This window comes from Ornithinimicrobium carbonis, assembly GCF_050703245.1.
Lineage (GTDB): Bacteria > Actinomycetota > Actinomycetes > Actinomycetales > Dermatophilaceae > Ornithinicoccus.
In genome coordinates this window covers 559,082-584,392 of the sequence record NZ_CP192647.1, presented here as the reverse complement: position 1 = coordinate 584,392, position 25,311 = coordinate 559,082, and the positions used below count along the sequence as shown (strand labels likewise).

General features: G+C 70.8%; 34 protein-coding genes, 1 tRNA gene and 2 pseudogenes. 20 read left to right on the top strand and 17 right to left on the bottom strand.

Translation table 11 applies throughout. From position 1 onward, the window contains the following. The first annotated feature begins 66 nt into the window (after window positions 1–66). From ACQ95T_RS03035 to ACQ95T_RS03025, 3 genes are all read left to right on the top strand, one after another. Window positions 67–378: a VOC family protein gene (locus tag ACQ95T_RS03035; protein ID WP_431473899.1), complete on the top strand. Its 312-nt coding sequence runs from the start codon at window positions 67–69 to the stop codon at window positions 376–378. Window positions 379–581: 203 nt separating this feature from the next. After that, window positions 582–986 (top strand): hypothetical protein, encoded by a 405-nt coding sequence (locus ACQ95T_RS03030; RefSeq protein ID WP_425939261.1) that lies wholly within the window; start codon window positions 582–584, stop codon window positions 984–986. Next, window positions 979–1,185 carry a helix-turn-helix transcriptional regulator gene (locus ACQ95T_RS03025; protein ID WP_425939260.1) on the top strand — a complete coding sequence of 69 codons (207 nt, stop codon included), beginning with the start codon at window positions 979–981 and terminating at the stop codon, window positions 1,183–1,185. Before ACQ95T_RS03030 ends, ACQ95T_RS03025 begins: the two co-directional genes overlap by 8 nt. 303 nt (window positions 1,186–1,488) lie before the next feature. Here ACQ95T_RS03025 and ACQ95T_RS03020 read toward each other — a convergent pair whose 3' ends face one another. Together ACQ95T_RS03020 and ACQ95T_RS03015 are read right to left on the bottom strand one after the other, a co-directional pair. Then, on the bottom strand, window positions 1,489–2,529 hold the full coding sequence (locus ACQ95T_RS03020; RefSeq protein ID WP_431473518.1) for a YihY/virulence factor BrkB family protein: 1,041 nt from the start codon (window positions 2,527–2,529) through the stop codon (window positions 1,489–1,491). 112 nt (window positions 2,530–2,641) lie between these two features. Then, window positions 2,642–2,800, bottom strand: coding sequence for a hypothetical protein (locus ACQ95T_RS03015; RefSeq protein ID WP_431473517.1), 159 nt, complete (start codon window positions 2,798–2,800; stop codon window positions 2,642–2,644). Between the two features lie 437 nt (window positions 2,801–3,237). Here ACQ95T_RS03015 and vapB point away from each other — a divergent pair, with 437 nt between their 5' ends. The 4 genes from vapB to ACQ95T_RS02995 all read left to right on the top strand — a co-directional run bounded on the left by vapB (window position 3,238) and on the right by ACQ95T_RS02995 (window position 4,716). Further along, window positions 3,238–3,459 carry a type II toxin-antitoxin system VapB family antitoxin gene (vapB, locus tag ACQ95T_RS03010; RefSeq protein ID WP_425939257.1) on the top strand — a complete coding sequence of 74 codons (222 nt, stop codon included), beginning with the start codon at window positions 3,238–3,240 and terminating at the stop codon, window positions 3,457–3,459. A 185-nt stretch (window positions 3,460–3,644) separates the two neighbouring features. Beyond that, on the top strand, window positions 3,645–3,860 hold the full coding sequence (locus ACQ95T_RS03005; protein WP_425939255.1) for a hypothetical protein: 216 nt from the start codon (window positions 3,645–3,647) through the stop codon (window positions 3,858–3,860). Between the two features lie 164 nt (window positions 3,861–4,024). Next, complete coding sequence (locus ACQ95T_RS03000; protein WP_431473516.1) at window positions 4,025–4,210, top strand: hypothetical protein; 186 nt, start codon at window positions 4,025–4,027, stop codon at window positions 4,208–4,210. Beyond that, window positions 4,207–4,716, top strand: coding sequence for a class I SAM-dependent methyltransferase (locus tag ACQ95T_RS02995; RefSeq protein WP_431473515.1), 510 nt, complete (start codon window positions 4,207–4,209; stop codon window positions 4,714–4,716). The genes ACQ95T_RS03000 and ACQ95T_RS02995 overlap by 4 nt, the downstream gene beginning before the upstream one ends. Before the next feature lie 251 nt (window positions 4,717–4,967). Here ACQ95T_RS02995 and ACQ95T_RS02990 read toward each other — a convergent pair whose 3' ends face one another. Together ACQ95T_RS02990 and ACQ95T_RS02985 are read right to left on the bottom strand one after the other, a co-directional pair. Continuing rightward, window positions 4,968–5,939, bottom strand: a complete 972-nt coding sequence (locus ACQ95T_RS02990; RefSeq protein WP_425939251.1) for an alpha/beta fold hydrolase — start codon at window positions 5,937–5,939, stop codon at window positions 4,968–4,970. Window positions 5,940–6,311: 372 nt separating this feature from the next. Further along, a complete protein-coding gene (locus ACQ95T_RS02985; protein ID WP_431473514.1) occupies window positions 6,312–7,445 on the bottom strand; it encodes a multidrug effflux MFS transporter in 1,134 nt (377 codons plus the stop codon). Here ACQ95T_RS02985 and ACQ95T_RS02980 point away from each other — a divergent pair. The 10 genes and pseudogenes from ACQ95T_RS02980 to ACQ95T_RS02935 form a co-directional block, all read left to right on the top strand. Next, window positions 7,444–7,776, top strand: a pseudogene (locus ACQ95T_RS02980) (hypothetical protein); the annotation flags it as partial. The gene ACQ95T_RS02985 and the pseudogene ACQ95T_RS02980 overlap by 2 nt on opposite strands. 367 nt (window positions 7,777–8,143) lie before the next feature. Beyond that, entirely contained in the window at window positions 8,144–8,752 is a 609-nt protein-coding gene (locus tag ACQ95T_RS02975; protein WP_425939247.1) for a hypothetical protein, read from the top strand. A gap of 384 nt (window positions 8,753–9,136) precedes the next feature. Then, complete coding sequence (locus tag ACQ95T_RS02970) at window positions 9,137–9,418, top strand: hypothetical protein (RefSeq protein ID WP_431473513.1); 282 nt, start codon at window positions 9,137–9,139, stop codon at window positions 9,416–9,418. 176 nt (window positions 9,419–9,594) lie between these two features. Continuing rightward, window positions 9,595–10,248, top strand: coding sequence for a transcriptional regulator (locus ACQ95T_RS02965; RefSeq protein WP_425939244.1), 654 nt, complete (start codon window positions 9,595–9,597; stop codon window positions 10,246–10,248). Window positions 10,249–10,475: 227 nt separating this feature from the next. Then, window positions 10,476–11,105 (top strand): alpha/beta hydrolase, encoded by a 630-nt coding sequence (locus ACQ95T_RS02960; RefSeq protein WP_425939242.1) that lies wholly within the window; start codon window positions 10,476–10,478, stop codon window positions 11,103–11,105. A gap of 438 nt (window positions 11,106–11,543) precedes the next feature. Continuing rightward, the gene (locus tag ACQ95T_RS02955; RefSeq protein WP_431473512.1) at window positions 11,544–12,248 is read left to right on the top strand and encodes a helix-turn-helix domain-containing protein; all 705 of its coding nucleotides are present in this window, start codon (window positions 11,544–11,546) and stop codon (window positions 12,246–12,248) included. Window positions 12,249–12,324: 76 nt separating this feature from the next. Next, the gene (locus ACQ95T_RS02950; protein ID WP_431473511.1) at window positions 12,325–12,546 is read left to right on the top strand and encodes a CopG family transcriptional regulator; all 222 of its coding nucleotides are present in this window, start codon (window positions 12,325–12,327) and stop codon (window positions 12,544–12,546) included. Continuing rightward, complete coding sequence (locus ACQ95T_RS02945; RefSeq protein WP_425939236.1) at window positions 12,534–12,893, top strand: type II toxin-antitoxin system death-on-curing family toxin; 360 nt, start codon at window positions 12,534–12,536, stop codon at window positions 12,891–12,893. The genes ACQ95T_RS02950 and ACQ95T_RS02945 overlap by 13 nt, the downstream gene beginning before the upstream one ends. Before the next feature lie 57 nt (window positions 12,894–12,950). Then, a complete protein-coding gene (locus ACQ95T_RS02940; protein WP_425939234.1) occupies window positions 12,951–13,256 on the top strand; it encodes a hypothetical protein in 306 nt (101 codons plus the stop codon). Next, window positions 13,256–13,558, top strand: coding sequence for a YlcI/YnfO family protein (locus ACQ95T_RS02935; RefSeq protein WP_431473510.1), 303 nt, complete (start codon window positions 13,256–13,258; stop codon window positions 13,556–13,558). Before ACQ95T_RS02940 ends, ACQ95T_RS02935 begins: the two co-directional genes overlap by 1 nt. Here the strand turns inward: ACQ95T_RS02935 and ACQ95T_RS02930 are convergent. From ACQ95T_RS02930 to ACQ95T_RS02875, 12 genes are all read right to left on the bottom strand, one after another. Beyond that, a complete protein-coding gene (locus ACQ95T_RS02930) occupies window positions 13,533–13,943 on the bottom strand; it encodes a type II toxin-antitoxin system VapC family toxin (protein ID WP_425939231.1) in 411 nt (136 codons plus the stop codon). The genes ACQ95T_RS02935 and ACQ95T_RS02930 overlap by 26 nt on opposite strands. Continuing rightward, a complete protein-coding gene (locus tag ACQ95T_RS02925) occupies window positions 13,930–14,160 on the bottom strand; it encodes a FitA-like ribbon-helix-helix domain-containing protein (RefSeq protein WP_425939229.1) in 231 nt (76 codons plus the stop codon). Before ACQ95T_RS02925 ends, ACQ95T_RS02930 begins: the two co-directional genes overlap by 14 nt. A gap of 661 nt (window positions 14,161–14,821) precedes the next feature. After that, window positions 14,822–14,971, bottom strand: a complete 150-nt coding sequence (locus ACQ95T_RS02920) for a hypothetical protein (protein WP_425939227.1) — start codon at window positions 14,969–14,971, stop codon at window positions 14,822–14,824. A gap of 25 nt (window positions 14,972–14,996) precedes the next feature. After that, a complete protein-coding gene (locus ACQ95T_RS02915; protein ID WP_425939225.1) occupies window positions 14,997–15,455 on the bottom strand; it encodes a hypothetical protein in 459 nt (152 codons plus the stop codon). Further along, on the bottom strand, window positions 15,452–15,667 hold the full coding sequence (locus ACQ95T_RS02910) for a hypothetical protein (protein WP_425939223.1): 216 nt from the start codon (window positions 15,665–15,667) through the stop codon (window positions 15,452–15,454). The genes ACQ95T_RS02915 and ACQ95T_RS02910 overlap by 4 nt, the downstream gene beginning before the upstream one ends. 169 nt (window positions 15,668–15,836) lie before the next feature. Beyond that, window positions 15,837–15,909: transfer RNA gene (locus ACQ95T_RS02905), tRNA-Arg, on the bottom strand. 49 nt (window positions 15,910–15,958) lie between these two features. Further along, window positions 15,959–16,423, bottom strand: coding sequence for an SRPBCC family protein (locus ACQ95T_RS02900; protein WP_425939222.1), 465 nt, complete (start codon window positions 16,421–16,423; stop codon window positions 15,959–15,961). Between the two features lie 94 nt (window positions 16,424–16,517). Further along, window positions 16,518–18,422 carry a hypothetical protein gene (locus ACQ95T_RS02895; RefSeq protein ID WP_431473509.1) on the bottom strand — a complete coding sequence of 635 codons (1,905 nt, stop codon included), beginning with the start codon at window positions 18,420–18,422 and terminating at the stop codon, window positions 16,518–16,520. A gap of 52 nt (window positions 18,423–18,474) precedes the next feature. Continuing rightward, the gene (locus ACQ95T_RS02890; protein WP_431473508.1) at window positions 18,475–19,326 is read right to left on the bottom strand and encodes an AAA family ATPase; all 852 of its coding nucleotides are present in this window, start codon (window positions 19,324–19,326) and stop codon (window positions 18,475–18,477) included. Then, on the bottom strand, window positions 19,323–20,555 hold the full coding sequence (locus ACQ95T_RS02885) for a metallophosphoesterase family protein (protein ID WP_425939218.1): 1,233 nt from the start codon (window positions 20,553–20,555) through the stop codon (window positions 19,323–19,325). The genes ACQ95T_RS02890 and ACQ95T_RS02885 overlap by 4 nt, the downstream gene beginning before the upstream one ends. A 179-nt stretch (window positions 20,556–20,734) precedes the next feature. Then, complete coding sequence (locus ACQ95T_RS02880) at window positions 20,735–21,088, bottom strand: CrcB family protein (protein ID WP_425939216.1); 354 nt, start codon at window positions 21,086–21,088, stop codon at window positions 20,735–20,737. Next, window positions 21,085–21,495 (bottom strand): fluoride efflux transporter FluC, encoded by a 411-nt coding sequence (locus tag ACQ95T_RS02875; RefSeq protein ID WP_425939214.1) that lies wholly within the window; start codon window positions 21,493–21,495, stop codon window positions 21,085–21,087. The genes ACQ95T_RS02880 and ACQ95T_RS02875 overlap by 4 nt, the downstream gene beginning before the upstream one ends. A gap of 118 nt (window positions 21,496–21,613) precedes the next feature. Here ACQ95T_RS02875 and ACQ95T_RS02870 point away from each other — a divergent pair, with 118 nt between their 5' ends. From ACQ95T_RS02870 to ACQ95T_RS02860, 3 genes and pseudogenes are all read left to right on the top strand, one after another. Then, on the top strand, window positions 21,614–23,026 hold the full coding sequence (locus ACQ95T_RS02870) for a hemolysin family protein (RefSeq protein WP_431473507.1): 1,413 nt from the start codon (window positions 21,614–21,616) through the stop codon (window positions 23,024–23,026). Then, a pseudogene (locus ACQ95T_RS02865) lies at window positions 22,986–23,608 on the top strand (CNNM domain-containing protein); the annotation flags it as partial. The gene ACQ95T_RS02870 and the pseudogene ACQ95T_RS02865, both read left to right, overlap by 41 nt. Window positions 23,609–23,728: 120 nt before the next feature. After that, window positions 23,729–24,145 carry a CBS domain-containing protein gene (locus ACQ95T_RS02860; protein ID WP_431473898.1) on the top strand — a complete coding sequence of 139 codons (417 nt, stop codon included), beginning with the start codon at window positions 23,729–23,731 and terminating at the stop codon, window positions 24,143–24,145. 83 nt (window positions 24,146–24,228) lie between these two features. Here the strand turns inward: ACQ95T_RS02860 and ACQ95T_RS02855 are convergent, their stop codons facing one another. Continuing rightward, window positions 24,229–25,020 (bottom strand): C40 family peptidase, encoded by a 792-nt coding sequence (locus ACQ95T_RS02855; RefSeq protein ID WP_431473506.1) that lies wholly within the window; start codon window positions 25,018–25,020, stop codon window positions 24,229–24,231. Between the last annotated feature and the right edge of the window lie 291 nt (window positions 25,021–25,311).

Here is a 25,311-nt window from a genome sequence, read left to right as displayed (position 1 = left end):
GGCACCGCCCGGGAGGCCCTCGCCTTCTACGCCGACGTCTTCGGCTGCTCCGCCGAGGTTCACACGCTGGAGGACTTCGGCAGGACGGACGGTCCGCCGGATGCGGTCGCCCACGGACGTCTCTCAGGCGGACCGGTCGCCCTGTTCGCTGCCGACGCGTCCGCCGACCAGGCACCGTTCCGGAGCGAGGGCATGATGCTGTCGCTCCTCGGGGCAGCCCCTGCTGCCACCCTGACGGAGTGGTTCCGCAAGCTGGCCCGGGGCGGGCAGGTCGTCGACGACCTGCAGAGCCGTCCGTGGGGAGCCACCGACGGACAGGTCGTCGACCGTCATGGGCTGCACTGGCTCATCGGGTACGAGGAGGACGACTCCGCCTGAGCGTCCACACCGCTCGTCAAAGACCTGGCGCACAGCCGGCGACCGTCGGGCGCCCACAGCGGTGAGTCGGGATGCTGGGGACGCGGCGAGCCCCCGCCCGACACGGGGCTTGGTGGGTCGGGTGCCCTGTCGGAGCGCGCACAGGCTGCCAAACCTGACAAGTTCACTTGACAGGCCCAGATCCTGTCACGTACGCATGACACATGAGGACATCGCACATGTGGTGGGTGGCGGGGCCCCTTGCGCTCGGGGGCCTCGTCCTGCAGGGCTTCGGGAACGCCGAGGCCGACAACCCGTTCCAGGATCCGCTGGGTCTCCTCGGGATGCTGCTGGTGATCCTGCCGCTGACCCTGGCGCTGAACGTCACGATGCGCCGACGCCGGGACGTCTCGGGCGAGAGCTCGCCGGACAGCGTGGAGTTCCGCGCCGCGCAGCAGGCCCGCAGCAAGGCCTACGGTGATGCCGTCATCCTCGGAGCGGTTCTCTTCCTCCTCCTGACGATCGTTGCGGACACGGTCGCGGCCCTCACGGCCATGGCCTTCATGACGCTCGCGGTCGGAGCCTTCTGGATCCGCTACCGCCTGGCCCTGCGAGCCATGGGTGCCTGAGACGGTCAGCGTGCTTCGAGAGCTGAGGGAGTCCCGCGGCTGGAGCCAAGGACGGCTGGCCACGGAGCTGCGCGTCTCCCGCCAGACGATCAACGCCATCGAGACCGGTCGTTTCGACCCCAGCCTCCCGCTGGCCATGCGGTTGGCGCTGACTTTCGGGCGTCCGGTCGAGGACATCTTCATCCTCAAGCAGGACTGACCACAGCCCGGGTGGGGGTCGGCCGCACCTGGAACTCCCCCGCCCACGCCCATCGACGCTGGGGAGCGACCCGCGGTGGACAGGACCTGGTGGCGCCCGGGGAAGCTGCGAATCGGGAGGTCGGGCACGGTTCACCTCCGCAGAGGACCTCGTTCTGCTCGATGAGCAGGCCCGTGGGCGCCAGACTGGGCCACCCGCATCTGGCTTGGTCGCCGGCATGGCTGTCGCGTACCTGACGCTGATCACGTGCCTGTCGCGCGTGCCATTCCCAGGGAAGGGCGCGACGTCCGAGCGAACCGGACCCTAGTGCCCCTGCCGGTCGAAGCGGGGGTGGTCCTCGGGGATGAGCGACCCGGTGACCTGGTGGTGGGGCCAGGCGAGGGTATGCGGTGCGCTGAGGGTCACGTAGTTCGGTTGCTCCTTCGCGTGCACCGTGTCGGGATGGACGGGCACGTGCGCGGCGGGCGGGTTGGCGGTCCAGGCGGCGACGAAGAGCAGCCAGCGCAGGGCGAGGTTAAGCGTGAGCATGAGGGTCGCCACGGCGGCAAAGGTGGAGAACAACGGGCCGGCCGAGATGGCGCCGACGACAGAGGCGCCGCCCACCCGGAGCAGGCCGAAGCCGACCGCACCGAGCACCATGCCCTGACGCATGTCCGCCCACGGGATCCGGATCTTGCTGATGACGCGCAGGACCAGCCACACCAGCAGCCCGTCCAGGACCGCGATGAGCAGCAGGGCGGCACCAGCGAGCAGCCAGCCGGCGACAGAGCTGCGCAGCCCGATCCAGACCATGAGGTTCTCACCGAGCAGAGTCATCGCCGAGACGGCGGCCGAGGAGGCGAAGAAGGTGAGGGCGAGGAGGATGAAGCCCCACAGGTCGATGATCTTGCCCCGGACGAAGCGCAGCGGCGCCCCACCGAGACCGAACATCTGCCGCACCGTGCGACGCAGTCCCGTCATCATCGTGAGAGCGGTCCACACGATGACCACCGTCGAGACGGCGGTCGTCCACCCCCAGGTGCCGTCCCGGAGAAGATCCTCGGCCCCGATCAACCCGTCGTTGCTCCCGTCGTCGATGATGCCCGGCACCACGGAGTTCACGATGTCGATGGCTCCGGCGACCAGCTCGGGCCGGCCGCCGAGGAAGGCGCGGGCGGTGTTGACGATGATCGTCAGCGCCGCCGTCAGCGAGAGCAGCGCCGTGAAGGTCACCCCGCCGGACCCGAGGTTGCCCCAGGCCACGACGTAACGCAGCCCGGCGCGGACGAGGCGCGGCTGACGCCCCATGTCGAGCAGGTCGTACCACCACCAGTCCCTGCAGCCGGCCCGACCGGTGCGCCTCACGGACCCGGTCGCGCGCCGCCGCGGCCCGCTCGCGGTGCCCGCGCGGATCCTGGGTGAGGGGTGACATGGGCCCCATCCTGCCGCGAGCCTTGGGGGCGGCTGAGGGCACCCGTCAGCGGGACTCGTAGGCGGCGATCTCCTGCAGGTCGACGCCCTCGCTCCTGGCGGGGTCGCGCGGCAGGTCCAGCCAGAGGTCGACGAGCGCAGCGGTCGCAGCTGGGCGATGACGTTCTGGCCAGTGCGCACACCGAGGAGAGGACCCGCACATCATCGCTCAACCGCCACGAGGGTCCCGACCCAGGCAGCCGCTCGAACGAACTCACCCGTGACAGGTACAGGCATCTGATGTGCCACCGGTGCCGAGCGGGTAGCCGTCGAGAGGGCCGACCAGGCCTTGAAGGTCCCAAAGGTCCCATTGACGTCTCAAGATCGGCATGCAGGCACCCGCCAGCCTTCAGCGAGCCATCTGCTGCTGCACACACACGAGGTGCCCCCGGCAGGACTCGAGCCCGCGACACCCGCTCCAGGAGAGCGACCTCAGCCCGGATGCGACGACCACCACGTCGAGTCCTGCCTGCTCAGAGGCTTAGAGCACGCGCCAACGATGAGAAGTAGGGGGCCCATCGAGGCAGTCGCGTCCCACCGACGTCCCACTGGGCGGCTTACAGGCGCGACGCGTTCGACCGCCGATATCAGAGGAGGTGGACCATGCCGGACATCCTGATTCGAAACGTCCCGGGCGAGGACCTCGCTCTGCTCGATGAGCAGGCCAGGCGCGCTGGACCGTCCCGCGCCGAGTACCTGCGCAGGCGACTGCATGAGCAGGCGCACCGTGACCAGGCCCCGGTGATTGCTGTCGACCTGGATGCGCTCGCCGAGCTTCTCCCCGACCTGGGCGACTCCGAGGTCATGCGCGACGCCTGGTCATGACCACCTGGCCTATCGACAAGTCGGCCCTGGTCCGCCTGGGCGCCAGTCGCCGGGCGCAAGACTGGGCCACCCGGATCGAACGTGGTTTGGTGGCCATCTCGACCGATGACCCGGCTCGAGGTCGGCTACCGGCACGGTCAGCAGGCCACTTCGTGCCCGTCCTGGACCTGCCTCCGATCGCCTCCATGCGTGTGGAGCATCTGACGCCAGCACTGGAGGACCGGGGGCACTCCAGGTGCAGCGCCTACTCGCGCAACGTGGGCGCCACCGCGCCGTCGATCCCCGACCTGCTCAACGCCGCCACCGCCGAGCTCAGCGGCCCCACCGTGCTGCATCTGGACGAGGACTTCGACCTCCTCGCCGCACTGACCCAGCAACCGACCGAGCGACTCGACAACTGAGGCGCCTGCTGCTGAACCAGCGCTGACAACCGCTCCGCGGCTACGTTTCATTGACGGCAGGATCGGGCCCGGAACAGGAGTTCGGCGACAACCCTCGAGGGGGCCCGCGCCGGTACGGTCGCGCCTGACCACTTTGACACCCTCGCGGAACGGAAGTTGCGGCCATGACTGACTACGACGGCTTTGCCAGTGCTTACTCCCACGCGAACGAGGCGAATTTGCTGAACGCCTGGTACGAGCGACCGGCGATGGTCCAGTTGGCCGGTGAGGTGCAGGGGCGCCGCGTTCTGACGCTGGCTGCGGCTCGGGCCCCTTGGCCGCCGAGCTGCGGGACCGGGGCGCCCTCGTGAGCGGTTTCGACGTGAGTACCGCCATGGTCGACCTGGCTCGCGAGCGGCTGGGTGAGCAGACAGACCTCAGAGTTGCCGACCTGGGTGAGCCCCTGCCCTACGACGACAACGCTTTCGACGTCGTCGTGTGCTCGCTGGCGCTGCACTACCTGCAGGACTGGAGCGCTGCGCTGACCGAACTGCGGCGCGTCCTGCGGCCCGGCGGGCGGCTGGTCGCCTCGGTACCTCACCCGTTCGTGTACCTGTTCAACTACCAGGACCAAGACTACTTCTCCCTCACACAGTACTCCGAAGATTTCGAGTTCGCGGATGAGAGCGCCGTTCTGACCTACTGGCACCGGCCACTGCATGCCATGACCGACGCCTTCACCGAGGCAGGGTTCAGCATCGCGGCAGTCAGCGAACCACCGTGGTCACCGGATACACCAAACGAGCTCCTGCCAGCCAACGCGGGCGAGCGGACCGCCTTCGTGTGCTTCCTCTTCTTCACTCTCCAAGCGCCATGACCAGGCCCGCACCACCAACCCCGACCTGCCCGGCGACAGCGGACAACGACCCGCCATGCACAGACGGAGCGCGGCAGAGTACGACGCCCGACCTCCGCGCTGTCGTCGTTCGGTGAAAAGGGTGTGTCTCGGGTGAAGCTGCCCGGCCGCCGTCGTGAAATGCCTTCCTGGAAAACGCTGGCACAGCCCCGCCCTGCTCTCACGGTGAGCCGTGACACCCTCGCTGCGAACGGTCCGAGCCGGCCCGGCGCTCAGGCCGAACGATCGGTCTGGGGTTGGAGGCGCTCGGCCATCGCAGCATTTGCCCGGCTCCACGCATCGACCATCTGCGGGCCGCCGTGACCTTCTTGCTCGACGATGACCAGCTCGCTGGCCGGCCATCGTCGGTGCAGCAGCCAGGGAGTGACGGCGGGGCCGCTCACGTCCTTGCGTCCGTGGATGAGGACGGACGGGACGTCCCGCAGCAGGTTCATCCGGTCGAGGATCGGCGGCTCGAGAAAGGCATGGTGGCTCCAGTAGTGCGTCACCAGCGTCGCGAACGGCACCGCCACATCGGGCTCGGTCGTCTCGAGTTCGGCTGCGTAGCCCGAGCCGATCGACGTGTGCCAGTCCTCCCATCGCCCCCAGGCCCGTGCCGCCTCGATCTGCTGCTCACGGTCGCTGGAGCGCATCACCTCGGCCATCACGGCGACGAGCGGAGCCTTCCCCCGCAGGTATCCCGGGTGGTGCTGCTCGGCCCACGTGGCGAGCTCGTCCCACGCCTCGGGGTAGAGCATCTGGCACCCCTCCGTGATCCAGTGGACCTCCTCGGCGCTCGTCGTGGTCACCGCCATGAGCACGATGCCGGCCACCCGGTCGCGGTGCGCCTGCGCGTAGGCGAGCGTGAGCGTGGCTCCCCACGAGACGCCGTTGAGCAGCCACCGCTCGATCCCCAGGTGCCCGCGCAGCGCCTCGATGTCGGCGATCAAACGCTGCGTCGTGTTCGCTCCGAGGTCATGGCCCGGCTCACCGGCCAGCGGCACGGACCGGCCGGCCCCGCGCTGCTGCATCCCCACCACCCTGAAGCGGTCGAGGTCGAACCGCTGGCGATAGCCGGACCGAAGCACGGACCCGGGGCCGCCGTGGAGGTAGAGCGCCGGGACGCCCTCGGGGTTGCCCCACTCCTCCCAGTAGACAGACTGGCCATCGAGGTCCAGCAGGCCTGAAGAGGTTGGTGCGTCCATCCTTCCAACATAAGGACCATGCGACTGGCGTCGCCACTGGACGCAGTCCGACGGTTACGACGTGGCGGGTGAGCTCATCGCTCAGCACCCGCACCTCGTTCTGGACACGGACGAGGTACCGCCGGCAGAGTCGGCCGCACGAATAATTGAGTGGGTCGACACCCTCACCACTGACCACATCGACCGAGTCCGCGAACTCGACGACGGGGGTGGTTGCTGGACCGTGAGTGACTGGAATCGGCCGACGTGGCGCAGCCAGGGCACCCTGAAACTCGGCGGATCAGCGGCAGTCTCGCGACTTGCGGCAGATACGGCTGATCCCACTGCCGGTGCGGGGGATGAACCGGGACGTGGTCCCACCCGTCCGGGGAGTCACTCCCAGGGCATGTTTCGCAGGATGTCCTGCGGGCGGGCCAGCACGGTGTAGAAGAACCACGACGCCGCGGCGCAGACGACCATGATGGCCGCCATCGGCACCGCCGAGTCGACCCCGAACAGCCCGCTGACCGGGGAGATGAGCGCGCCGAAGACGAAGTTCGCCGCCCCGAGCAGGGCGGCAGCCGCTCCGGCCCGCTCCCCGTGGTCGGCCAGCGCGATGCTCGGGCTGTTCGGCATGACGAAGCCCACCGAGCCCATCAGCAGCAGGACGATGCCGCCGACGATGGCCCACACGCCTACGTCCACCAGCGCGGCGGTGAGCAGGGCCAGGGCGATGGCCAGCATCGAGGGCAGCGCCACCCGCAGCACCGCGGCCGGGTGCACCGTGCGCACCAGAGACCCGTTGACCTGGCTGGTGACGGTCAGAGCTCCTGCGCCGGCGGCGAAGACCAGGGCGTACTGCTGGGTGGTCATCCCGTACAGCCCCTGGAAGACGAAGGTCGCGCTGGATATGTAGGCGAACAGGCAGCCCATCGCGGTGCACGCGGTCAGGACCAGGCCGACGTAGCGTCGGTCCGAGAGCAGCACCCGGTAGCTGGTCCACAGGGTCCGCGGACCGAAGTGGCGCCGTCGCTCCGGGGGCAGGGTCTCCTTGACGAAGACCAGCGCCAGCACGGCCAGCAGCAGCCCGAAGGCTCCCAGCGCCCAGAAGATGGTCCGCCAGCTGCCGAAGATCAGGAACTGGGCGCCCAGCGTCGGCGCCAGGATCGGGGCCACGCCGACCACCAGGAAGAGCCGGGAGATGAAGGTCGCCATCCGGGAACCGCTGTAGAGGTCGCGGACCATGGCCTGGGACAGCACCATCCCGGCCGCACCGGCCAGGCCTTGCACGAAGCGCAGCAGCAGCAGCACCTCGATCGAGGAGGAGACCGCGATCGCCGCCGAGACCAAGACGTAGAGGATCAGCGAAGCGATCAACGGTCGGCGCCGGCCGAAGGAGTCCGACAACGCCCCTATCAGGAGCTGGCCGGTGGCGAGCCCGACCAGGGTCGCGGTCAGGGTCAGCTGCACCGTGGCCTCGGTCGTGGACAGGTCGTCCACGACGGCCGGGAAGGCGGCGAGGTACATGTCGATCGTCAGCGGGCCGATCGCGACGAGCGCCCCGAACAGCAGCAGCCGACCAGCGGGGAGGGTTCGGTGCGGGGCCGGAGGGATGCGGGGGGTGCTGCGACGGGAGCTGAACTCACCACGGGACCAAGGTGGATGCCATCCGGGATATTCCCGGCAGCGGGCGCGGGTCGGGTGGGCCGCCAGGCCGTCCCTCCTCGCCGGCCCCGCCCGCGTCTTCGGTGACCTGGCCCTGGCCGAGATGGTCACCTGGGCCGCGCTGCTGGCCGCGATGGCCGGTGTCTACCTGCTGGAGGGCCCACGGCTGGTGAACCGCGTCTCCGGCGGCGTGCACGAGTTCGTCTTCCTGACCTACGCCTTGGTCACGGCGCTGGTCGCGGTGGGCCGGCGGCCTCGAACGCCTCGCGGCAGTAGCGGCGCGCCGGCTGGCCGACCAGTCAGACTGGGCGAATGGACCTTCTCGCGGCCTCCGCGGTCACCAAGGACGTACCGGAAGACTCGGTCGTCGTTCGTCGTGGGCTCACCCGCACGATGCTTCGCTCCCTCATCACATGAAGCACAGTGGCTCGCGCCGACCCACCTTGGCGCTTCTGGGCGTCGCCCTGCTAGGGGTGCTTGTGCTGCTCCTCGGGCCGGGTTTGCTCAGGAGCCTGTCCGCAGAGAACTCGTTCTCGCTGGGGTGGGGTCCAGAGTGCGCGGTGCAGACCGCGGACGGCGAGATCGAGCTCGACCGGGACGAAGCGAAGCTGGCGACGACGGCGGTGGTGCGCCTGGCCCGCGGCATGGAGCCACCGGATACCTCGGGCCTCGACGAGGCGGTGCTGCAGCGGCTCGCCAACGGGCCGCCCGGGGATGCTGGCCCGAGCATGACCTGCCAAGGCTCAGCCGCACGCGACCTGGACGAGCAGCAGCTGACTGCCACCGGCCTGACACCCCGCGCTGAGCGGCTGCGCGAGGCGATGACTCAAGACTTTGGAGACCAGAGCCTGGGCGGATTCGCACCAGGCGGCATCGACCAGGGACACGGGGCGGAGTCGACCCACTACGACGGCCGTGCCATCGACATCTTCTTCCGCCCCGTGACCGAAGAGAACCGGCGGCAGGGATGGCTGCTGGCCCACTGGCTGGTCGCGCACGCCGAGGGCCTGGATATCCAGTACGTCATCTTCGATGACCGGTACTGGAGCGCACACAACTCACGAGGCCATTGGCAGGCCTACGACGGACCCGACCCGGACAACGAAATCCTGCGCCACCTCGACCACGTGCACGTGGACGTCCTGGGCGGGACGCGGCTAGGCGGATGATGGACTCGCGGTTCGGGAAAGAGCCGATGACGTTCGGTGCGGTCTACTGCGGAGAGGCGTGAACGCGGCAAAGTAGTGCGCTGGACCAGGGCGACGTCGCGTCTGTCTCGGTAGGGTTCCGTCATGAGGCCGTCTCCGCAAGAAGTCGTGTCCCAGCTCACGACCATTCTCCGATCGCCTTGGCCAGAAGGCGTCGACGATGGACTTCCATGGCTGCGCTCCAAGGGCATCGCGACTGAGACTGCAGAAGAGACACCCGCAGAGGGCAATGGTCGATCCTGGCATAGGGCCTCGATGCCCATTTGGGGCACGGCTCGGGCAGGGTGGAGCACGTACCGTGAGCGGTTCGCGGACGTCTTCTGGTTCCTGTGGGACGACCACGGCTTGGACGACGTCCGCGACGCTGCGGCTGAGTTGGCCCAGCAGATCGCCGACGTTCACGGAGCGCCCGAGGAGACCACCGAGGAAACGGTGGGCCACGGACCGAGCTGGTGGTGGCGTCTGGATGACCACAGCATCGAGATCTATGCCCACAACGGTGCGGTCCGGCCAGAAGGCTTCCCGGCCGGACCATCGGTCGTGCAACTGCATGTCGACCTACGCGCAGTCGCAGACCCTCGTGAGGCCGAGGCGCGTGAAAGGAACGCCCTCCGGGGCGCTGACTGATTCCAGTCAGGCGGCTCCAGGTTCCAGTCGCAGCGCGGCAGATGCGCGCCTCTGGCGGCCTTTCACAGTGGCCTCAATCTGCGCTCGACCCCGTGGGGGAACACACCCGTGTGGTGGCCTGCCAGTCGCAGGGACGCGTCGCCCCACTACCCGGACGCGCAGCCGGGCGGTGTTGCTTGCTGGCGCTGCACACGCTTGCACCCGTGTCGTCGATTTCTCTGCTGTCGCTCCACGGTGTTCGGGTACTCGGTCACGCCACAGCCCGGCAGGTCGGGGAACTGTACGGGCTTGACCCTGGGGAGGTCCAGGAGAACCTTCTGGATGCCGAGGCGCGCGGTTTGGCCCGTCGCCCCGCCTATACCGACGGCAGCGGCTGGTCGATGACGGATCTGGGGCGGCGGCAGGGCGAGCAGATGTTGAGCGATGACCTCGATGCTCACGGCACACGGCAGAACGTGGTGGATGGGCACGGGCGCTTTCTGCCACTGAATGAACGTCTTGGCCCCCTCATGACGCGCTGGCAGCTCAGGCCTACAGAGGATGATCCGCTCGTGTTCAACGACCACTTGGATGCCGGATACGACCGGGCGATTCTTCGCGAGCTGGACCGTCTCGTGGCCGAGCTGCGGAACGTTATGGCGGTGCTTGCCGCCGAGGTGCCCCGGTTCGGGGTTCACCAACCGCGCATGGACGCAGCCCTGGCACAAGCCTGGGATGGAGACCACCGATGGGTCGACTCACCAGAGGTGGCTGCGGTGAATCTTGTCTGGATACAGCTGCACGAGGACTTCCTGGCCACCCTCGGCATCACGAGGGGGACAGAGTTCTAAGGGCACGAGCGAGCCGTCAAGACGAAGCAATCAGACTGCGCAGGTCGCGGCATGATCGGACGAGCGTAGCCGTCCTCAGCGCGGCATGATCGGACGAGCGTAGCCGTCCTCAGCGCGGCATGATCGGACGAGCGTAGCCGTCCTCAGCGCGGCATGAGCGGTACTGCATCCGATCCTGACGTGGTCGTCCGGAGCCCCAACCTCAGCATCTGGGGCACCATGGCGTGGTGCTCGAATCCACCGAACTGCGCTCGTGGACATGGCCGACGCCTGAGAACCTGGCGCCCGTGGTCGTGTTGCACGGCAGCGGACAGGACGAGAACACGCTTCTGAGCTTCGCCCGGGCCGCCTGCCCTGGCCACACCATCATTTCTGTGCGGGGGCGCATCGCCTGGGAGGAGGGGTTCGCCTTCTTCCGCCGCAACCCCGACCGCACTCTCGATAAGACGGACCTCGAGCACGGAGCTGCGGCCATCCAACACCTCCTTGAAGGTCTACAAGACGCGTACTCCGAGTCGCCGATCTTGCTCGGGTTCTCGAACGGGGCCATCGCAGCGGCGGCCGCCATCGTGTGCGCCCCGAATCTGTCCGCGGGTGCGATTCTGCTGCGGCCGTTGTCCCCGTTTCCCGAAAGGGTCTTCCCGCCTCTGAGCGGCTATCCGGTCCTCCTCGTGAGTGGAGAAGGCGATGCACGGCGCCACCCATCTGATGGACCCGCGCTCGCGCGTCAGTTCGAGTCCGCGGGCGCAGACACGTCGCTGGTCGTGCTGCCCGGCGGCCACGGACTGACGACCGCAGATGAGGACGCGGTGACGAGGTGGCTACCCAAAGTTGGGCGCCCACGTGAAGCGCGCTGAATGTCCTTCACTCGCGCTGTCGTCTGAAGGGAGGCCACCAGTACAAGATGCCGGCCTCACGGCAAGCGTTGCCTGGCCGACGAGATCCCCACTCGCGGCAGAGTCGGACGAGCGCAGCCGTCCTCCACAGCGGCAGAACAGTGCGCTTCGCACGGTCGCCCTGGCAGCGGGCGGGGCTCCATTGCGGACGCTGCGGCGGTCGGCACGCCCTCCTTCGGGTACCGGTAGCCGTAATCTCTTGACGCCCCGGCCCCCCGGCCTTATCGTTCCTCAATGCATCGAAGTTCGATAAGGGGAGCGTGAGCAGTGAAGCAAACGACGACGAAAGTGCGACCCTCACGGGCGGGCTTGACGACTAGGGTTCTGGACCTGCTCATCTGGGGCGCCCTCGCGGTGTGTCTTGTGCGCCTGTTTTCCATCTTGACCGGAATAGTCCCCATGTGGTGGTGGGACGACGCGTGGGTTCCTGCGACAGCGCTGCCGCAGGTGCTGCAACTCGACTACAAGGTCACAGAGGATGACTCTGCGCCGGGAGACATCCGCCTGCTACCGCTATGGTTGCGGGCGCTCGGCTCGGTCTCCATCGTCCTGTTCACCGTCATGTTCGTCATGGTGCTGCGGGGGGCACGCCTGGTGGCGCAGCGCGCGATGCAGGGTGCCCCCTTTGCCCCTGATATCGCCGGCCGCCTCCGCACGATCGCTGTTGTCGTCCTCTCCCTGGCCCTCCTGCGCGTTCTCGTCGACGTGGGGACCATCTCTGGCGTCATGACCTGGGAACCTCCGGACGAGCGATGGCACTCACTCGCAGTTGGCACGAACATCCCATCCATCTCGCTCAGCCTGGTCATCGCGGCCATCGTTGCCGGATCGCTGGCCTCAGCGTTCGACGAGGCGCCCGACTGGAGAAGGAGACGGATGGGCTCGTCTGAGGACCACCGCATCGTCTCCCGACTCGGCGAAGTTCTCATCGATCGGGACATGACGCTGACCCAGCTCTCGCACGCGACCGGCATCACCCTGGCCAACCTCTCCATCCTTAAGAACGGCAGAGCCAAGGCGGTGCGGTTCAGCAGCCTCACCCTCATCTGTGACGCACTGCACTGCACACCCGCGGACCTGCTGGACATCACCCCCAAGCAGTGAGCGCACCTCCGCGGCCCTCAGGCCATCCAACGGCACGCGGCATGAGCGTTAGATACCAGAGTGATACCATGCCTGGATGGCGATGACTCTGCGACTTTCTCCGGAGGACGAGCGAGCCCTGGCGGCCCTGGCCGAGGCCGAGGGTGTGAGCAAGCAGGAGGCGACGGTGCGGGCGATCCGGGAGGCGGCCGCGCGCCGCGGGCATGAGGAGCGGGTCCGGGAACTGTCCGCACGCGGACGAGAGAGCGGTACGCCGACCTGCTCGAGCGTCTCGGACGCTGACCCTTGGAGTACCTGACCACCGAGGACCCGCTCACCCTGGCAGCGGACCTGGGCGTCAGTCCGGTCCAGGACCTTGGCCTGCTGGACTCCGCGGCCCACCGCCCCAGCGCCAGCGTCTTCGGACGTGACGCCTACCCCGACATCGATGCCAAGGCCGGCGCACTGCTGGAGTCCATCGTCGTCAACCACCCGCTCGTCGATGGCAACAAGCGCCTGGGATGGCTCGCGGTGGTCGTGTTCTACGGCCTCAACGACATCGACCTCCAAGCACCCGACGACGACGCCTACGACCTGGTCATCGCCGTCGCCAGCGGCACGGCCGACCACCAGGTGGCAGCCCGCCACCTGGCCCAGTGGCACTAGCTCAAGCCAACGGCTCGCGGCATGTGCGTACGTAGTCGTCTGTAATACACTTGGCATATGAGCGGACCGTTCGACCTGGAAGGGCTCGATGACATCGAGCCCTTCGAGGTCGACAAGCAAGCCGATCACCTGTTCAAGCATCCGCACCTGGGGATGGGCGACGTGCTCGATGCGTGGAGCAGCGACCCGCTGTTCTACCCGGGCCAGGCCGCCAGCTCACTGGCTGATGCTCGCGGAAGTCAGTGGGCGAGTACTCATCGTGCCGCTGGCTCCATCTCGATCGGGCGATCCGAGCAAGTGCCGACCGATCGGCTGCTACGAGGCATCTTCGGGCCTCGCCGCTACGTACCGGAGGGACCGTGATGAGCACTGACGACAGCCGGCCGATGACGCCGGAGCAGGAGTACGAGTTCTACGCCGACCCGCGCAACCAGGAGCCCCAGGGACCTGCGCGTCGTCGCAAGCGACCACTGAGCACACCCGTGCCGGTGCGCTTCCCAGCGGATCTGCTCGAGGAAGTGAAGCGCGCCGCAGAAGCTGACGACCGTTCAGTCTCAGCCTGGATCCGCCGAGCCGTCGAGCACGAGCTGTCCCCCGCCCGCCTGACCCCCCTGAGTCCAGCACGCGGCCAGCGGCATGTCAGCGGGAACGTGAGAGGGGCTTGACGACTTCGATGGGGCACGTCGGGCCTGGGGCTCGAGCGATGCGCCGATCTCCGGTGAGGAGTGTTGCCTGAATTGCCTCGGCCAGTGCGACGTAGGAGGCGTCGTAGACGGTGAGGTTCTCCCGCAGCTCCCAGCAGCGCATGACCAGCGCCCCGTGATCGACCCGTTGCAGCGGCAGGGCGCGCAGGTCGTCCAGAGCGAAGGCGACGCGCCGAGGGTCCAGCTGGCCGCCGCGCGCCAGACCGCGCCACACCGACACGACCTCCAGGTCGACAAGGCTGGGCGCCGCCAGGTCCTCACCGCGCAGCCGCGCGCGGAGGTGGTCTCCGTCCGGCCCGTCGTCGAGCAGGGCGACGGCCAGGACGCTGGCATCAACGACGAGCACGCTCGAACCGCAGCGCGCTCACCGCGTCCGCCAGGGGGAGCGTGCCGCCGGCTCGGCTACCGGCCCGCTCGAGCACCTCGTCCAGTGTCGGTTGCTGGGCGTCCCGGATGAGCCGGGCGCGCAGGTACTCCTGGAGCGACTGGTGGGCTGCCGCCGCACGCTCCCGCAAGACGGCGTGCGTCTCCTCAGGGACATCCTTGATCTGAATGTTGGGCATGGCGCCATTATGGCTCCAGACGAGCCAATAGGGAACCTCGCGCTCATCGGCGTGACAGCGATGTATCGACCGCGGGCTTCCGCATCCCTGTGAGCGACGTGCGGTCATCGCCAAGGACCAGACGGCTGGCGGGTAGCACCGTCATGGAGTCGTTGGCGCTCCGCCTGTCGTTGACCGCCTCGAAGCCTGTCGGGCGCGGCGTCTGCCGTGAGCGTGGAGGAAACCGGTGACGGCACCGCCAGCCGGTGGATAAGGCGGCTCTGGTGCCTGGCTGCCTCGGGTTCCTTGATCGGCGGACCCGCCAGGCCCTGATCGGTGGAGGGGAGGTCATGCCGCACGCCAGACGGCGAGGTCGCTGAGCAGATGGTCGTCCACGTCCGGGGCCAGGATCGGATACGCGGGCCTGCTGGGCCTCGTCGGTGACACGCTCGGCCAGCTGCCCGACCCGGTGGGCGAGCGGTCGAGGTGGTCGCTCGCCTCCGCGTCCTGCCGCGGACGGTGGGACGTAGGGCAGCCAAGGCAGGGTCGCTTCCCGGTGCGACGGTGGGATGGTGCCGCTGATGCGCCAGACGAGGGCCGCGGGGTCGAGCCCGGTTGAGTGGTGTACGAGGGTATCCCTCATTGAGGGGTTAGGCGGTCAGGGCGGGGACGAGGGTGCGGCTTACCTCCTGGGTGGTTTGGCCGGCGCGGTCGCGGTGGTGAGGGCGGTCCGGCAGCGGACCAGTGCGTCGAGGCCGATGTAGCGGCGTCGCTCGGCCCAGCCGTCGTGCTGCTGGGCCAGGACCGGCAGGGCGTCCTGGTAGGCCAGCACCGCCTGCCGCAGCAGCTCGGCAGCGTCACCGCGCTCCTCCGTTGGCCGACAGTTCCCGGCCGTCGCGGGCGAGGATGTCGATCAGCACCTGCCGCGGATCGAGCACCGTGTCTTGCACCTCGGGGCCGACACCGTCCAGCGAGGCGGTGGGCGTACCGAGGTAGAGGTGGTTGGTCTGCCGGCCGCGGGAGAGGGCGACGTACAGGCCCTGGCGGGGCTCGGTGCCGTTCAGGACGGTGTGCGTGGTGTCCACGGTGGCGCCCTGGGCGCCGTGGATGGTGCTGGCGTACCCCAGCTGCACGTGCTCGGCCACGTAGGTGGCCGGCAGGGTGACATGAACCGGCTTGCTCCGGGGTCTGTGGGCCTGGCGTTCTACCGAGGCGGACCCGTCGGGGTGGACGGCCAGGAGGTGCCACCGGTCGCCGTTCTTGACCCAGGACCCGTCCCCGGCCCGCAGCCGCCGGTCGTTGCGGCGGGTGATCACGGTGTCACCGGCACTCTCGCGCGGGTGCCGTCGGCCAGGGTCACCGCGGGTCCAGGCTGGTGTCCGGTGGTGTCGAGGCGGTCGGTCCGGGCGCGCTGGTTCAGCTCACGCACGGTGTCCCGGGTCGCCGCCAGCAGCAGGCTCGACAAGCCGGCCTTCTGGTCGGCGGACCAGGCGGAGTGCGCCGCCTCGTCCACGTCCCCGGTGTCCACGGCGTGGACCCGGCCGAGGTCGAAACTGGCGCCGCGACGTGCACTGGAACGCGACGGCAGGCGGTCGACGTCCGCACGAACTGCGGCGCACCGGTGCGAGTGGGTGGATCGCGGCCGGCGTGGGCAGTCTCTCGGCGTCAGCTCCTCATTGACCTGCACAGATGTGACGTGCCCCCGGCAGGATTCGAACCTGCGACACCCGCTTTAGGAGAGCGGTGCTCTATCCCCTGAGCTACGAGGGCAGACCGGCCGTGCGGCCGGGCGCGGGGTCGATCTTCTCATGACGTGCCCTCAGGAGGCGACGGCCGCCGCCAGACGGTTGAGGCTCTCCTCCAGCTGGTCCTCGGAGACCAACGGAAAGCTCAACTTCTGCAGGAGGGCCTCGTCGGTGACGTTGCTCCAGTCGTAGGTATGGCGCACCTCGGTGCTCTCGGGCCCGTGCGGCACGAGCTCCCACACCCACTGCCATCCCTTGGGCTCGGTTCCCGCCGGGGCGGTCTGCCACGCCAGCAGCTTGCCCTCGTCGTAACCGGTCACGTGGTTGTCGGTCTGGTAGTCGCCGCCCATGTGCTCGCCGGACATGTTCATCGTGAAGGTCTGGCCGGTCCCGGTGATCCGGTCGCCGTGGTCGACGGAGCGCACGAAGCCCGCCCCGTCGAGCTCGACGTGGTGCGCGGGCAGGGACAGGACGTCGAAGATGTCCTTGGCGGAGGCGTCGATGGTCCGGGTGACGGTGATGCTCTTCTGGTCGCTCATCCCTCGACGCTAACGGTGGGGCCAGGAACGCGCGACCGGGGCGCCACGCAACCGGGGCCGGCCGCGCCTCTCCGGTCCGACGGGTCGACGCCTCTTACGCGCTCCGCTCCACGGGTGCACCGTGCCGTTCGGTCCGGGCCGTGCGACCTCCCCCCGAGGCTGCCTCCTCCGGCTCCAGACGGACCGTGCGCGCCCCGGGCACCGCGTCGTACCTCCCCGGGGTGCAGGTGAGCAGGATCACCTGCAGCTGGTCGTCGGGTCCGGCGGCCGCCCCCAGGACCTCCCCCATCCGCTGCAGCCGTTCCGGATCGCTGTACCCGAGAGCGTCGTCGATGACGACCGGAACCCCCTGGGAGGGCTCCACCAACCGGGAGACGGCCAGACGTGCGAGGATCCCGAGCTGCTCCTTCGCGCCGCCGGAGAGCTCCTCGAAGGGCACGGTGGAACCGTGCAGGCTGCGGGCACGCAGCGAGAGCTCCTCGTCCACCGTGACGGCGAACGTCGTTCCGTAGACCCGCCGTCCAAGCCGCTCCAGCGCCTCGGTGAAGGGGCGCACATAGGCCCGGTGGGCCGCGTCCCGGTGGGCGTGCAGCGTCCCGCGCAGGTGCCGGACGGCTCGGGCGCGCCGGTCCAGGCCCGCCAACCGCCGCTCCGCCTCGTCCAGGGCCGCCTCGGCCAGCTCGTAGAGCTCCTGGCGCCCCTCGCTCGCGGCGAGCTCGACCTGGCCGGTCAGCGTGTGCAGCACCTCCCGGGCCCGTTCGGCCTCCCGGTGGAGGAGGGTCACCTGCCGTTCGGCCTCCGTGGCGCGCGCAGCGACCCCGCCGACGTCCGCCGCAGCCTCTGCCGCCGTGGCCCGTTCCAGCTCCCCCGCCGTGGCCGTCTCGTCCACCCGGGCCTGGTCCGCAGTTGCCACGAGGGCGTCGTCCTGGATGTCGGCCCGCGCCGCTCCCACGGACGCCTCCAGCTCGGCCAGGCGCGACCGGTCTCCCTCGAGCCGGTAGGCCAGGCGGTCGACCGCTGCACCGATGTCGTCGGCCTGCCGTCGGCACCGGTCCACGGTCGTCGTCGCCGCGTCCAGACGTCGCCGACAGGTACGCAGGCCCTCGGCGGCGGCGCGCTCAGCCTCCCTCGCCGCCTCCACGTCCTCGGGCACCGACAGGCCGTCCTGCTGCTGCGTCGCGCGCCGGGAGGCATCCTCCTGGAGGCGGGCACCCAGGGTGTCCAGCTCGTGCTGGAGCGGGGCGGGCAGGCCCCCACCGACGACCAGGTCGACGGTGCCCCCGCCGACCATCTCCTGCGCGGCAAGGAGGTCCTGCAGCTCCCGAGCCAGTGAGCGGGCCGCGGTACCGCTCTCCCGGGTCCTCGTCGCGACCTCCCGCGCCTCGTCGACGTCGGCGCAGCCGAGCCGGTCCAGCGCCGACAGCAGCGCAAGGCGCGCGGCCCCGATGTCCGCCTGCCGCCGCTGGGCGTCAGGACCCGTGCCCACCCGTACACGCACCGCTCCGGGAACCGTCACCTCGAGGTCGCGGGTGACCCTGAAGGTGCTCGTCGTGGCCGGGCCCAGCTGCTGCCGGTCGCCCTCACCCTCGCCCGTGCCGTCGACGAGCCCCACCTCGACGTCGATGTCGGCGCCGAGCGACTCGACGACGACGCTGGCACTGGCCTGCTCGTGCCGTGCGGTGAGCACGGCGAGGCGCTGCTCGTGACCTTCCAGCGCACGCAGCTCATCGGTGGACACGGGGGTCCGCGGCACCTCGCGGCGAGCCCGGGCGAGCGCGGACCCCAGGCGCAGCAGACGGTCGGCGAGGGCCTGACGTTCACCCAGCCGGGCCTGGTCGTGGCAGTGCTCCAGGTCGGCGCGCGAGGCCAGCAGGGCCTCCTCCGCCACGCCGGCGGCCTGCTCCGCGGCACCACGGAGATGCTCGGCCTCCGACAGGGCGGGGACGAGGAGACCCGCCCGGGCCTGCAGGCCCGCCAGGTCCTTCTCGTCCTCCTGCACCCGCGCGGTCAGGGCCTCCAGGTCGCCGACCAGCCGCCTTCTGGCACCCAGCTCACGGCGTGCCGCCCGGGGGCCGTTCCTGCGCGAGCCGGTGGGCCTCCGCCGCGCTGCGCCGGGCGGCTCGGACGCCCTCGAGCTCGGCGACGCGCTGCTGCGCGGCGGCCGCGTGCTCCTGAGCCTCCGCGAGCCCCTCCTGCGCACGGTCCACCTCGGTCCTGGCCGCCTGCTGCCGGTCCAGGAGAAGGGTGGCCTCCTGGAGGAGCCGGTGCGCCTCGGCCACCTCCTGCTGGGCAGTGTGATAGGCCTCGATGGCCGCCCGGTAGTCCCCGGTGGGGCGGCCCGCCCGGGCGGTGAAGTAGCGCTGGTACTCCGACTCGACCTTGTCCAGGAGCTGCTCGCCGTTCCCGTCGTGGGCGTAGGCCTCGGCGGCGGTGTCGAGGGCCTGCCTCAGCGCGCCGCTGCCGACGAGCGGTTCGACCGACCCGTCGCCCGACTGCGAGAGCCGCAGGGCCTGCCACAACGTCCGGTCCAGGGCACCGTCCAGCAGCTGGTCCAGCCGGGCCTGGGCGGCCGAGCCGGTCAGGTGCTCCGGGACGGGGGCCAGGACGTCGAGCTCGGTCATCGGTGAGCGGAGCCAGCGCTTGGCCAGCCGGACCCGGCGACCGGCCACCGTGAACTCGGCCTCGACGTAGGGGCCGACGTCGCGCCCCACCGGCTGCAGCGCGCGGACGCGGGCGCTCGTCGAGGTGCACCGCAGGTCCAGGAGCCGGTCGAAGGCCTCCAGCAGCGTGCTCTTGCCCACCTCGTTGGGGCCTTCGACGACCACCACGCCGCAGGAGGGCACCTCCACCGTGCGCTCGCCCACCCCCTTGACGTTCCGCAGGGTGATCCGGTGCAGTCTCATGCAGCCCCCCCGGTCAGCCGGTACAGCAGCGCCAACGCGTCCCGCGCGCTCTCCCCGTCGTCCGGACGGCCGGCGACGAAGGCGGAAGGCGTGGTGCCGTCGGCACCCGTCGCGCCCGGTGCCGCCGCTCCGGTGGCGACACCGGAGCCGGCGACGACCTGGATCTCGGCGGCGGCCGCGGCGACGAACCCACCGACGGCCAGACCGGCCCACGTCTCGTCCCCCTCGCCCACGACGACCACGTCCTGGTGGTGGTCCCGCTCGACCAGGGCTCCCAGCTGGTCACGGTGCCGTTCCCGCAGACCGTCGAGGCGGGCCAGCTGGGGCACCGTCAGGGTGCCCGCCAACGCCAGGTGCACGACGGTGCGGTCCTTGTCCGGCAGGTCGTGCAGCTCCTGCTCCAGCACCTCCAGGTCGGCGTCCCCGTCGACCCGGCGCTCGAGCACCCGGAAGGTCCACGTGGCCACGCGGTGGGGCGTCACGCGCGGCGGCGACCCGTGCGCGGGGTCCAGGTCCACCACGAGGACGTCGCCGGGCGCGACCTCGGTCTCCCGGGTCGGTTCCGGGGCTCCGGAGTACCAGATGTCGGGACGTCCGGCGACGGCCGTGCGCGAGTGCCGGTCCCCCAGCGCCACGTAGTGCACCCGTCCCTCCTGCAGCGCGGTCACGAGGGGAGCGGTACGGATCGAGCTGTCGCTGCGCCGGTCGGGGTCCAGCTCGTCGACCGCACCGTGGCCGACGACCACGCGGACCAGACCGTCGGGCGCAGGCCCCTCGGGGACGTGGGCCAGGGCGTCGGCGAGGAGGTCGCGGCCCGGGTGCTTGCTCTCCCACGGGGCGGCGACCAGCTCCAGACCGGGCGCCACCTCGTGGATCCCCGGACGGTCCAGCACGTGGACGTGGCCGGGAACCTCGGTGCGGAACAGCTCGCTGCGGTAGATCGAGGCGGCGTCCAGGGGGTCGTGGTTGCCGGGAAGCAGGTAGACGGGCACGGGCACGGCCCGGAGCGCGTCGAGCGCGCGGCGGACGGTCTGGGGGGTCAGGTGGTTGCTCTCGAAGACGTCTCCGCAGACGACGACGAGGTCGCACCCCTGGTCGCGGGCGACCCCACCCAGACGTCGCACGGCGTCGGCGCGCGCCGCGGTGAACCGCGCCTGCGCCTCGGGCTCCAGGAAGCGCCGGGTCATCCCGATCTGCCAGTCGGCGGTGTGCAGCAACCGGACCACCACCCTCACCTCCTTCGCTCGATCCTCGGTGCCCGTCCGGCGGTCGCCACCGACGCCCACCGTCACGACCACCGTAGGAGGTGCCACCGACAGACCCCCGCAGGACGGGTGCCGTGTCGGCCCCGGCCCTCACCCGCCCTGCCCGCCCGGCCGCCCCGTCCGGCGCGGCCGGCGCGCACGGGTCACCGCCTCAGGGACCACCAGGTCAGCAGGACGGCGGCCAGACCACCGCCCAGCGATCCCCCCAGCACCGCGAGCACGGCGCGCCACCGGCCCTGCACCGCGGCCCACCACACCTGTGCGACCAGGGTGCTCCAGGAGGTGAGCGCCCCGCACACCCCGGTCGCCAGGAGGAGCAGGAGGGCGGGCGGCCACGACCCGGCGCGCAGCACCAGCGCGGTCAGCGCGGCGGACCCGAGCACGTTCGCCAGAACGAGACCCCCTCCCTCCCCCAGCCACCGCGCCAGGACCCAGCGGGCGACCGCGCCGGCCGCGCCGCCGGCGGCGACCGCCAGGACCCCCACCCACGGCGTCATCGGGCCCCGCCGTGGGGTGGACGCACGGGTATGCCGAGCACGTGCCCCGTGAGCAGCGCACCGCAGGCCAGCGCGAGGAGGCAGAGCACGGGGGTCAGGCCCAGGTGCAGGGCAGCGTCCGCCCGGGCGGGGGACGGGAGCAGGCGGGCCCACACCGCATACCCCGAGAAGGTGGTGAAGCCCCCGAGGACCCCGGTGCCGAGCAGGGGCGGGGCCCAGGCGGGGACCGACGGCAGACGCCGCCAGGTGAGCAGCACCCCCATGAGCAGACAGCCCAGCACGTTGACGGCGAGGGTCCCCCAAGGGCTGCCCCCACCGGCGTCCACCCACCCCTCCAGGGCCCAGCGCAGCAGGGACCCGGCCGCCCCACCGAGGGCGACGAGGAGCACCACCGCACGGACGGGCACGCCGAGAACCCTAGTGCCCGCCGTACACTGGCGGGATGAACGACGCGTCATCCACCGACCACCCCGCTAGTACCGGGCCGGGCTCGCCCCGGCTGCACACCCCGGGGCAGGGGACCCCGTGCTGATCGCGACCGGAGTGGCGGTCGTGGTCGTCCTCACCTTCATGACCGGCTACTTCGTGGCCCAGGAGTTCGCCTACGTCAGCGTCGACCGCGGCCGGCTCCGTCAGCTCGCGGACGAGGGGGACGCCCCCGCCCAGCGGGCGCTGAAGGTCGCCTCCCGGTTGTCCTTCACCCTCTCAGGCGCCCAGTTCGGCATCACCGTCACCGCCCTGCTCGTCGGCTACCTCGGTGAGGAGCTGCTGGTCCGCGGCCTGTCGGACACCTTCGGCGACGCGGGGCCGCTGACCCGGGCGGCGATGATCTCGGCGTTCTCGGTCGGCGTCCTCGTGTTCTCGACCATCCTGCAGATGGTCATCGGCGAGCTCGGCCCCAAGAACTGGGCCATCGCGCGACCGGTTCCGCTGGCCCGCGCGCTGTCCCGGTCGACCCTGCTCTACCTCACGGTCCTGGGCCCGGTGATCCGGCTCTTCGACTCGGCCTCCAACGCCCTGCTGCGGTCCGTGGGCATCGAACCGGTCGAGGAGCTCCCGCAGGGCGCCACCCCTGAGGACCTGACACGCATCATCGCGGAGTCCCAGAGCGGCGGGACCCTCGACGAGGCGCTGTCCACCCTGCTCGAGCGCGGACTGGCCTTCCGCGACCGCGTGGCCGGCGAGGTCATGACCCCCCGACCCTCGGTGCTGACCATCCAGGCCGACGAGACCGTCTCCGTGGTCCTCGAGGCGCTGGAGTCGGGCCACGCCCGCTTCCCCGTCGTGGGGCGGGACATCGACGACGTCGTGGGGGTGATCGGGCTGCACGACCTGCTGGAGGTGGACCCCCGGGCGCGCGCCGGCACGTCGGTGCGCGACCTGGCGGACGAGGCCCTCATCGTGCCCGAGTCCCTCCCGCTGCCCCGGGTCCTGGAGGAGCTGCGCTCGGCCCACCAGCAGCTGGCGGTCGTGGTCGACGACGAGTACGGCGGCTTCGCCGGCGTGGTGACCTTCGAGGACGTCGCCGAGGAGGTCGTGGGCGAGATCTGGGACGAGGACGACGTGGAGGAGTCCACCAGCCAGGCCCGCGCCGACGGCATCTGGGACCTGTCCGCCCGCCTGCGGATCGACGAGGTGGCCCAGGTCACGGGCGTGGAGCTCCCGGAGGACGAGAACTACGACACGATCTCCGGCCTGGTCCTGGACCGGCTCGGCCGCACCGCCGAGGAGGGGGACAGCGTCCTCGTCCGGTGGACCGGTCGCAACGGCGACGGGGACGACGACGTGCACCAGACCCGCATCGACGTGGTCACCGTCCACCGCTACGTCCCCGACACCGTCGCCCTGCACCCCGTCGTCACGCGCAGCGTCGCCGACTGGTCCCGGCTGAGCGAGGATGAGAGGGGCGCGCGCTGTCCTCGGACACCTCGATCCTGATCGCCACCGACGAGACCGTCGACGAGAGCCTGGAGGTGGCCCGGTGAGCACCACCACCGCCATGCTCGTCAGCGTCCTGCTGCTGGTGGCCAACGCCTTCTTCGTCGCCGCCGAGTTCGCCATCGTGGCGGCCAAGCGGCACCGCCTGGAGGAGCGCGCCGAGGCCGGCAGCCGCGCGGCCAGGGCCGCCGTCGACGCCTCCCGCGAGCTCTCCCTCATGCTGGCCGGGGCGCAGCTGGGGATCACCCTGTGCACCCTCGCCCTCGGTGCCATCGCCAAGCCCGCGCTGGCCTACGCCCTGGACCCGCTCATCGCCTGGCTCGGCGTCCCCGAGGTCATGGTGCACGTGATCGCGGTCGTGATCGCCGTCTCGGTCGTGGTCTTCCTGCACATGGTCGTGGGCGAGATGGCCCCCAAGTCCTGGGCGATCTCCCACCCGGAGAGCTCGGCCGTGCTGCTGGCCCTGCCCTCCGGACCTTCACCTGGGTCATGCGACCCGTGCTGTGGGTCATGAACGAGCTGGCCAACCTCGTCCTGCGGGTCGTGGGGGTCGACCCGGTCGACGCGCTGGGCAACGCGCAGACGCCTGCCGACCTGCAGCTGCTGCTCGCGCAGTCCTACGAGCACGGGGTGCTGGAGGACGCCGACCACCAGATCCTCACCGGGGCGCTGCGGCTGGAGCAGGAGACGGTGGCCGCGGTGATGTTCCCGGCGGCGGCGGCCGTGACCGTCCCGCGCACCGCGACGGCCGCGGACGTGGAGCGGATCAGCAGGCAGAGCGGCCGCTCCCGCCTCTTCGTGGTCGAGCCGACCGGTCGGGCCGGCACGCGGCGCATCCGCGGCCTCGTCCACGTCCGCGACGCGATCCTGGCCACGGCCCGGGACCGGGCGGACCGCCCCCTGGGCGACTTCCTGCAGCCGGTGGCCTCCATCCAGGCCACGATGCCGCTGATCGACGCGGTCGCCGCCCTGCGCCAGCAGCGCGCCCAGCTGGCGCTGGTCCGGGACGAGCAGGGGCGGGTCGTGGGGATGACCTCGATGGAGGACATCCTCGAGCAGATCCTCGGCGAGTTCGACGACGAGTCGGACGAGGCGGGCGCGGAGGCGGCCACCCGGTGACCTCGATCTCTCGCTGAGCGCCCGCACGAGGGCCCCCGTCCGGATCGGACGGGGGCCCTCGTGCGGGCAGGGTGCCGGTCGGGTCAGCCGGTGGTGACGCGACCGAAGCCGGAGACTCCGTCGAACATCGGGCGGAGCGAGGAGAACTTCCCCGGCCGCGGCGAGTCGTACATCATCCCGTTCCCCGCGTAGATCCCCATGTGGTAGGCGGGGTAGCCGTAGAACACCAGGTCGCCGGCCCGCGGGTCGCTCACCGGGGTGGCGTAGGCCTGCTGCTGGGCCGCCGTGCGCGGCAGGGAGATGCCGACCTGGGCGAAGACGTACTGGGTGTAGCCCGAGCAGTCGAACCCCGGCCGGGGTGGTGCCGCCCCAGACGTAGGGGATGCCGGTGTAGGCGGCGGCGACGGAGAGGACCCCTCCTGTCGCGGCCGGAGCGGGCGCCGGCTCGGGGGCGGGTGCCGGCTCGGGGGCCGCGGCCGGCTGTGGAGCCGCGGTCGTCTGCGCCGGCGCGGCCTGCTGGGTGGCGACCTGCTCCTGGACCGGCGCGGCCTCGGCCGAGGACCCGGAGACCGGCGTCGCGGTGTCCTGGGCGACCGGCGCGGCCGGACGCTGACCGCTCCGGCTGGCGGCGCCGCGCTCGCGCTCGGCGACGGGCGGCGCGGCCTGGTCCGCGGTGGGGGTGGCGGCCACGACCCGGGCGGCGGAGAAGCCCGCCGTCCCGAAGGACGTCGCGGCCTCCACGACCTGCGGCGCCTTGGCGGCGACCGCCGGGCGCTCGGTGGCGGCGACGTGGTCGACGACGCGCAGCACCGCGTCCGCGGCGGCGACCCCGGTCGAGCGGTCCTGCGGAGTGGCCCCGGCGGTGACGGCGGCACCGGCGAGCAGACCGGTGGAGGTGGCGGCGACGGCGGCCGAGCGGGTGAGGGTGGCTCCGGCGACGGTCAGCCGGGTGGGCCGACGGTGGCGGCCGGGCATGGATCGGTGCATCACGGGTGTCCTCCAGTGCCTGCGGGGTGAGCTGTCGGGCTGGGGGTGGAAGTCCCCTGGTCCGGTGGGCGCCGGACCGTTCGCCCCGAGGGGCATCGCTGCCCCGGATGGGTGGGTCCCCCGCTCCTGTCGCGCGGTGCTCGTGCTGACCCCGGACACGCTGACAGGACTCGGCGGTG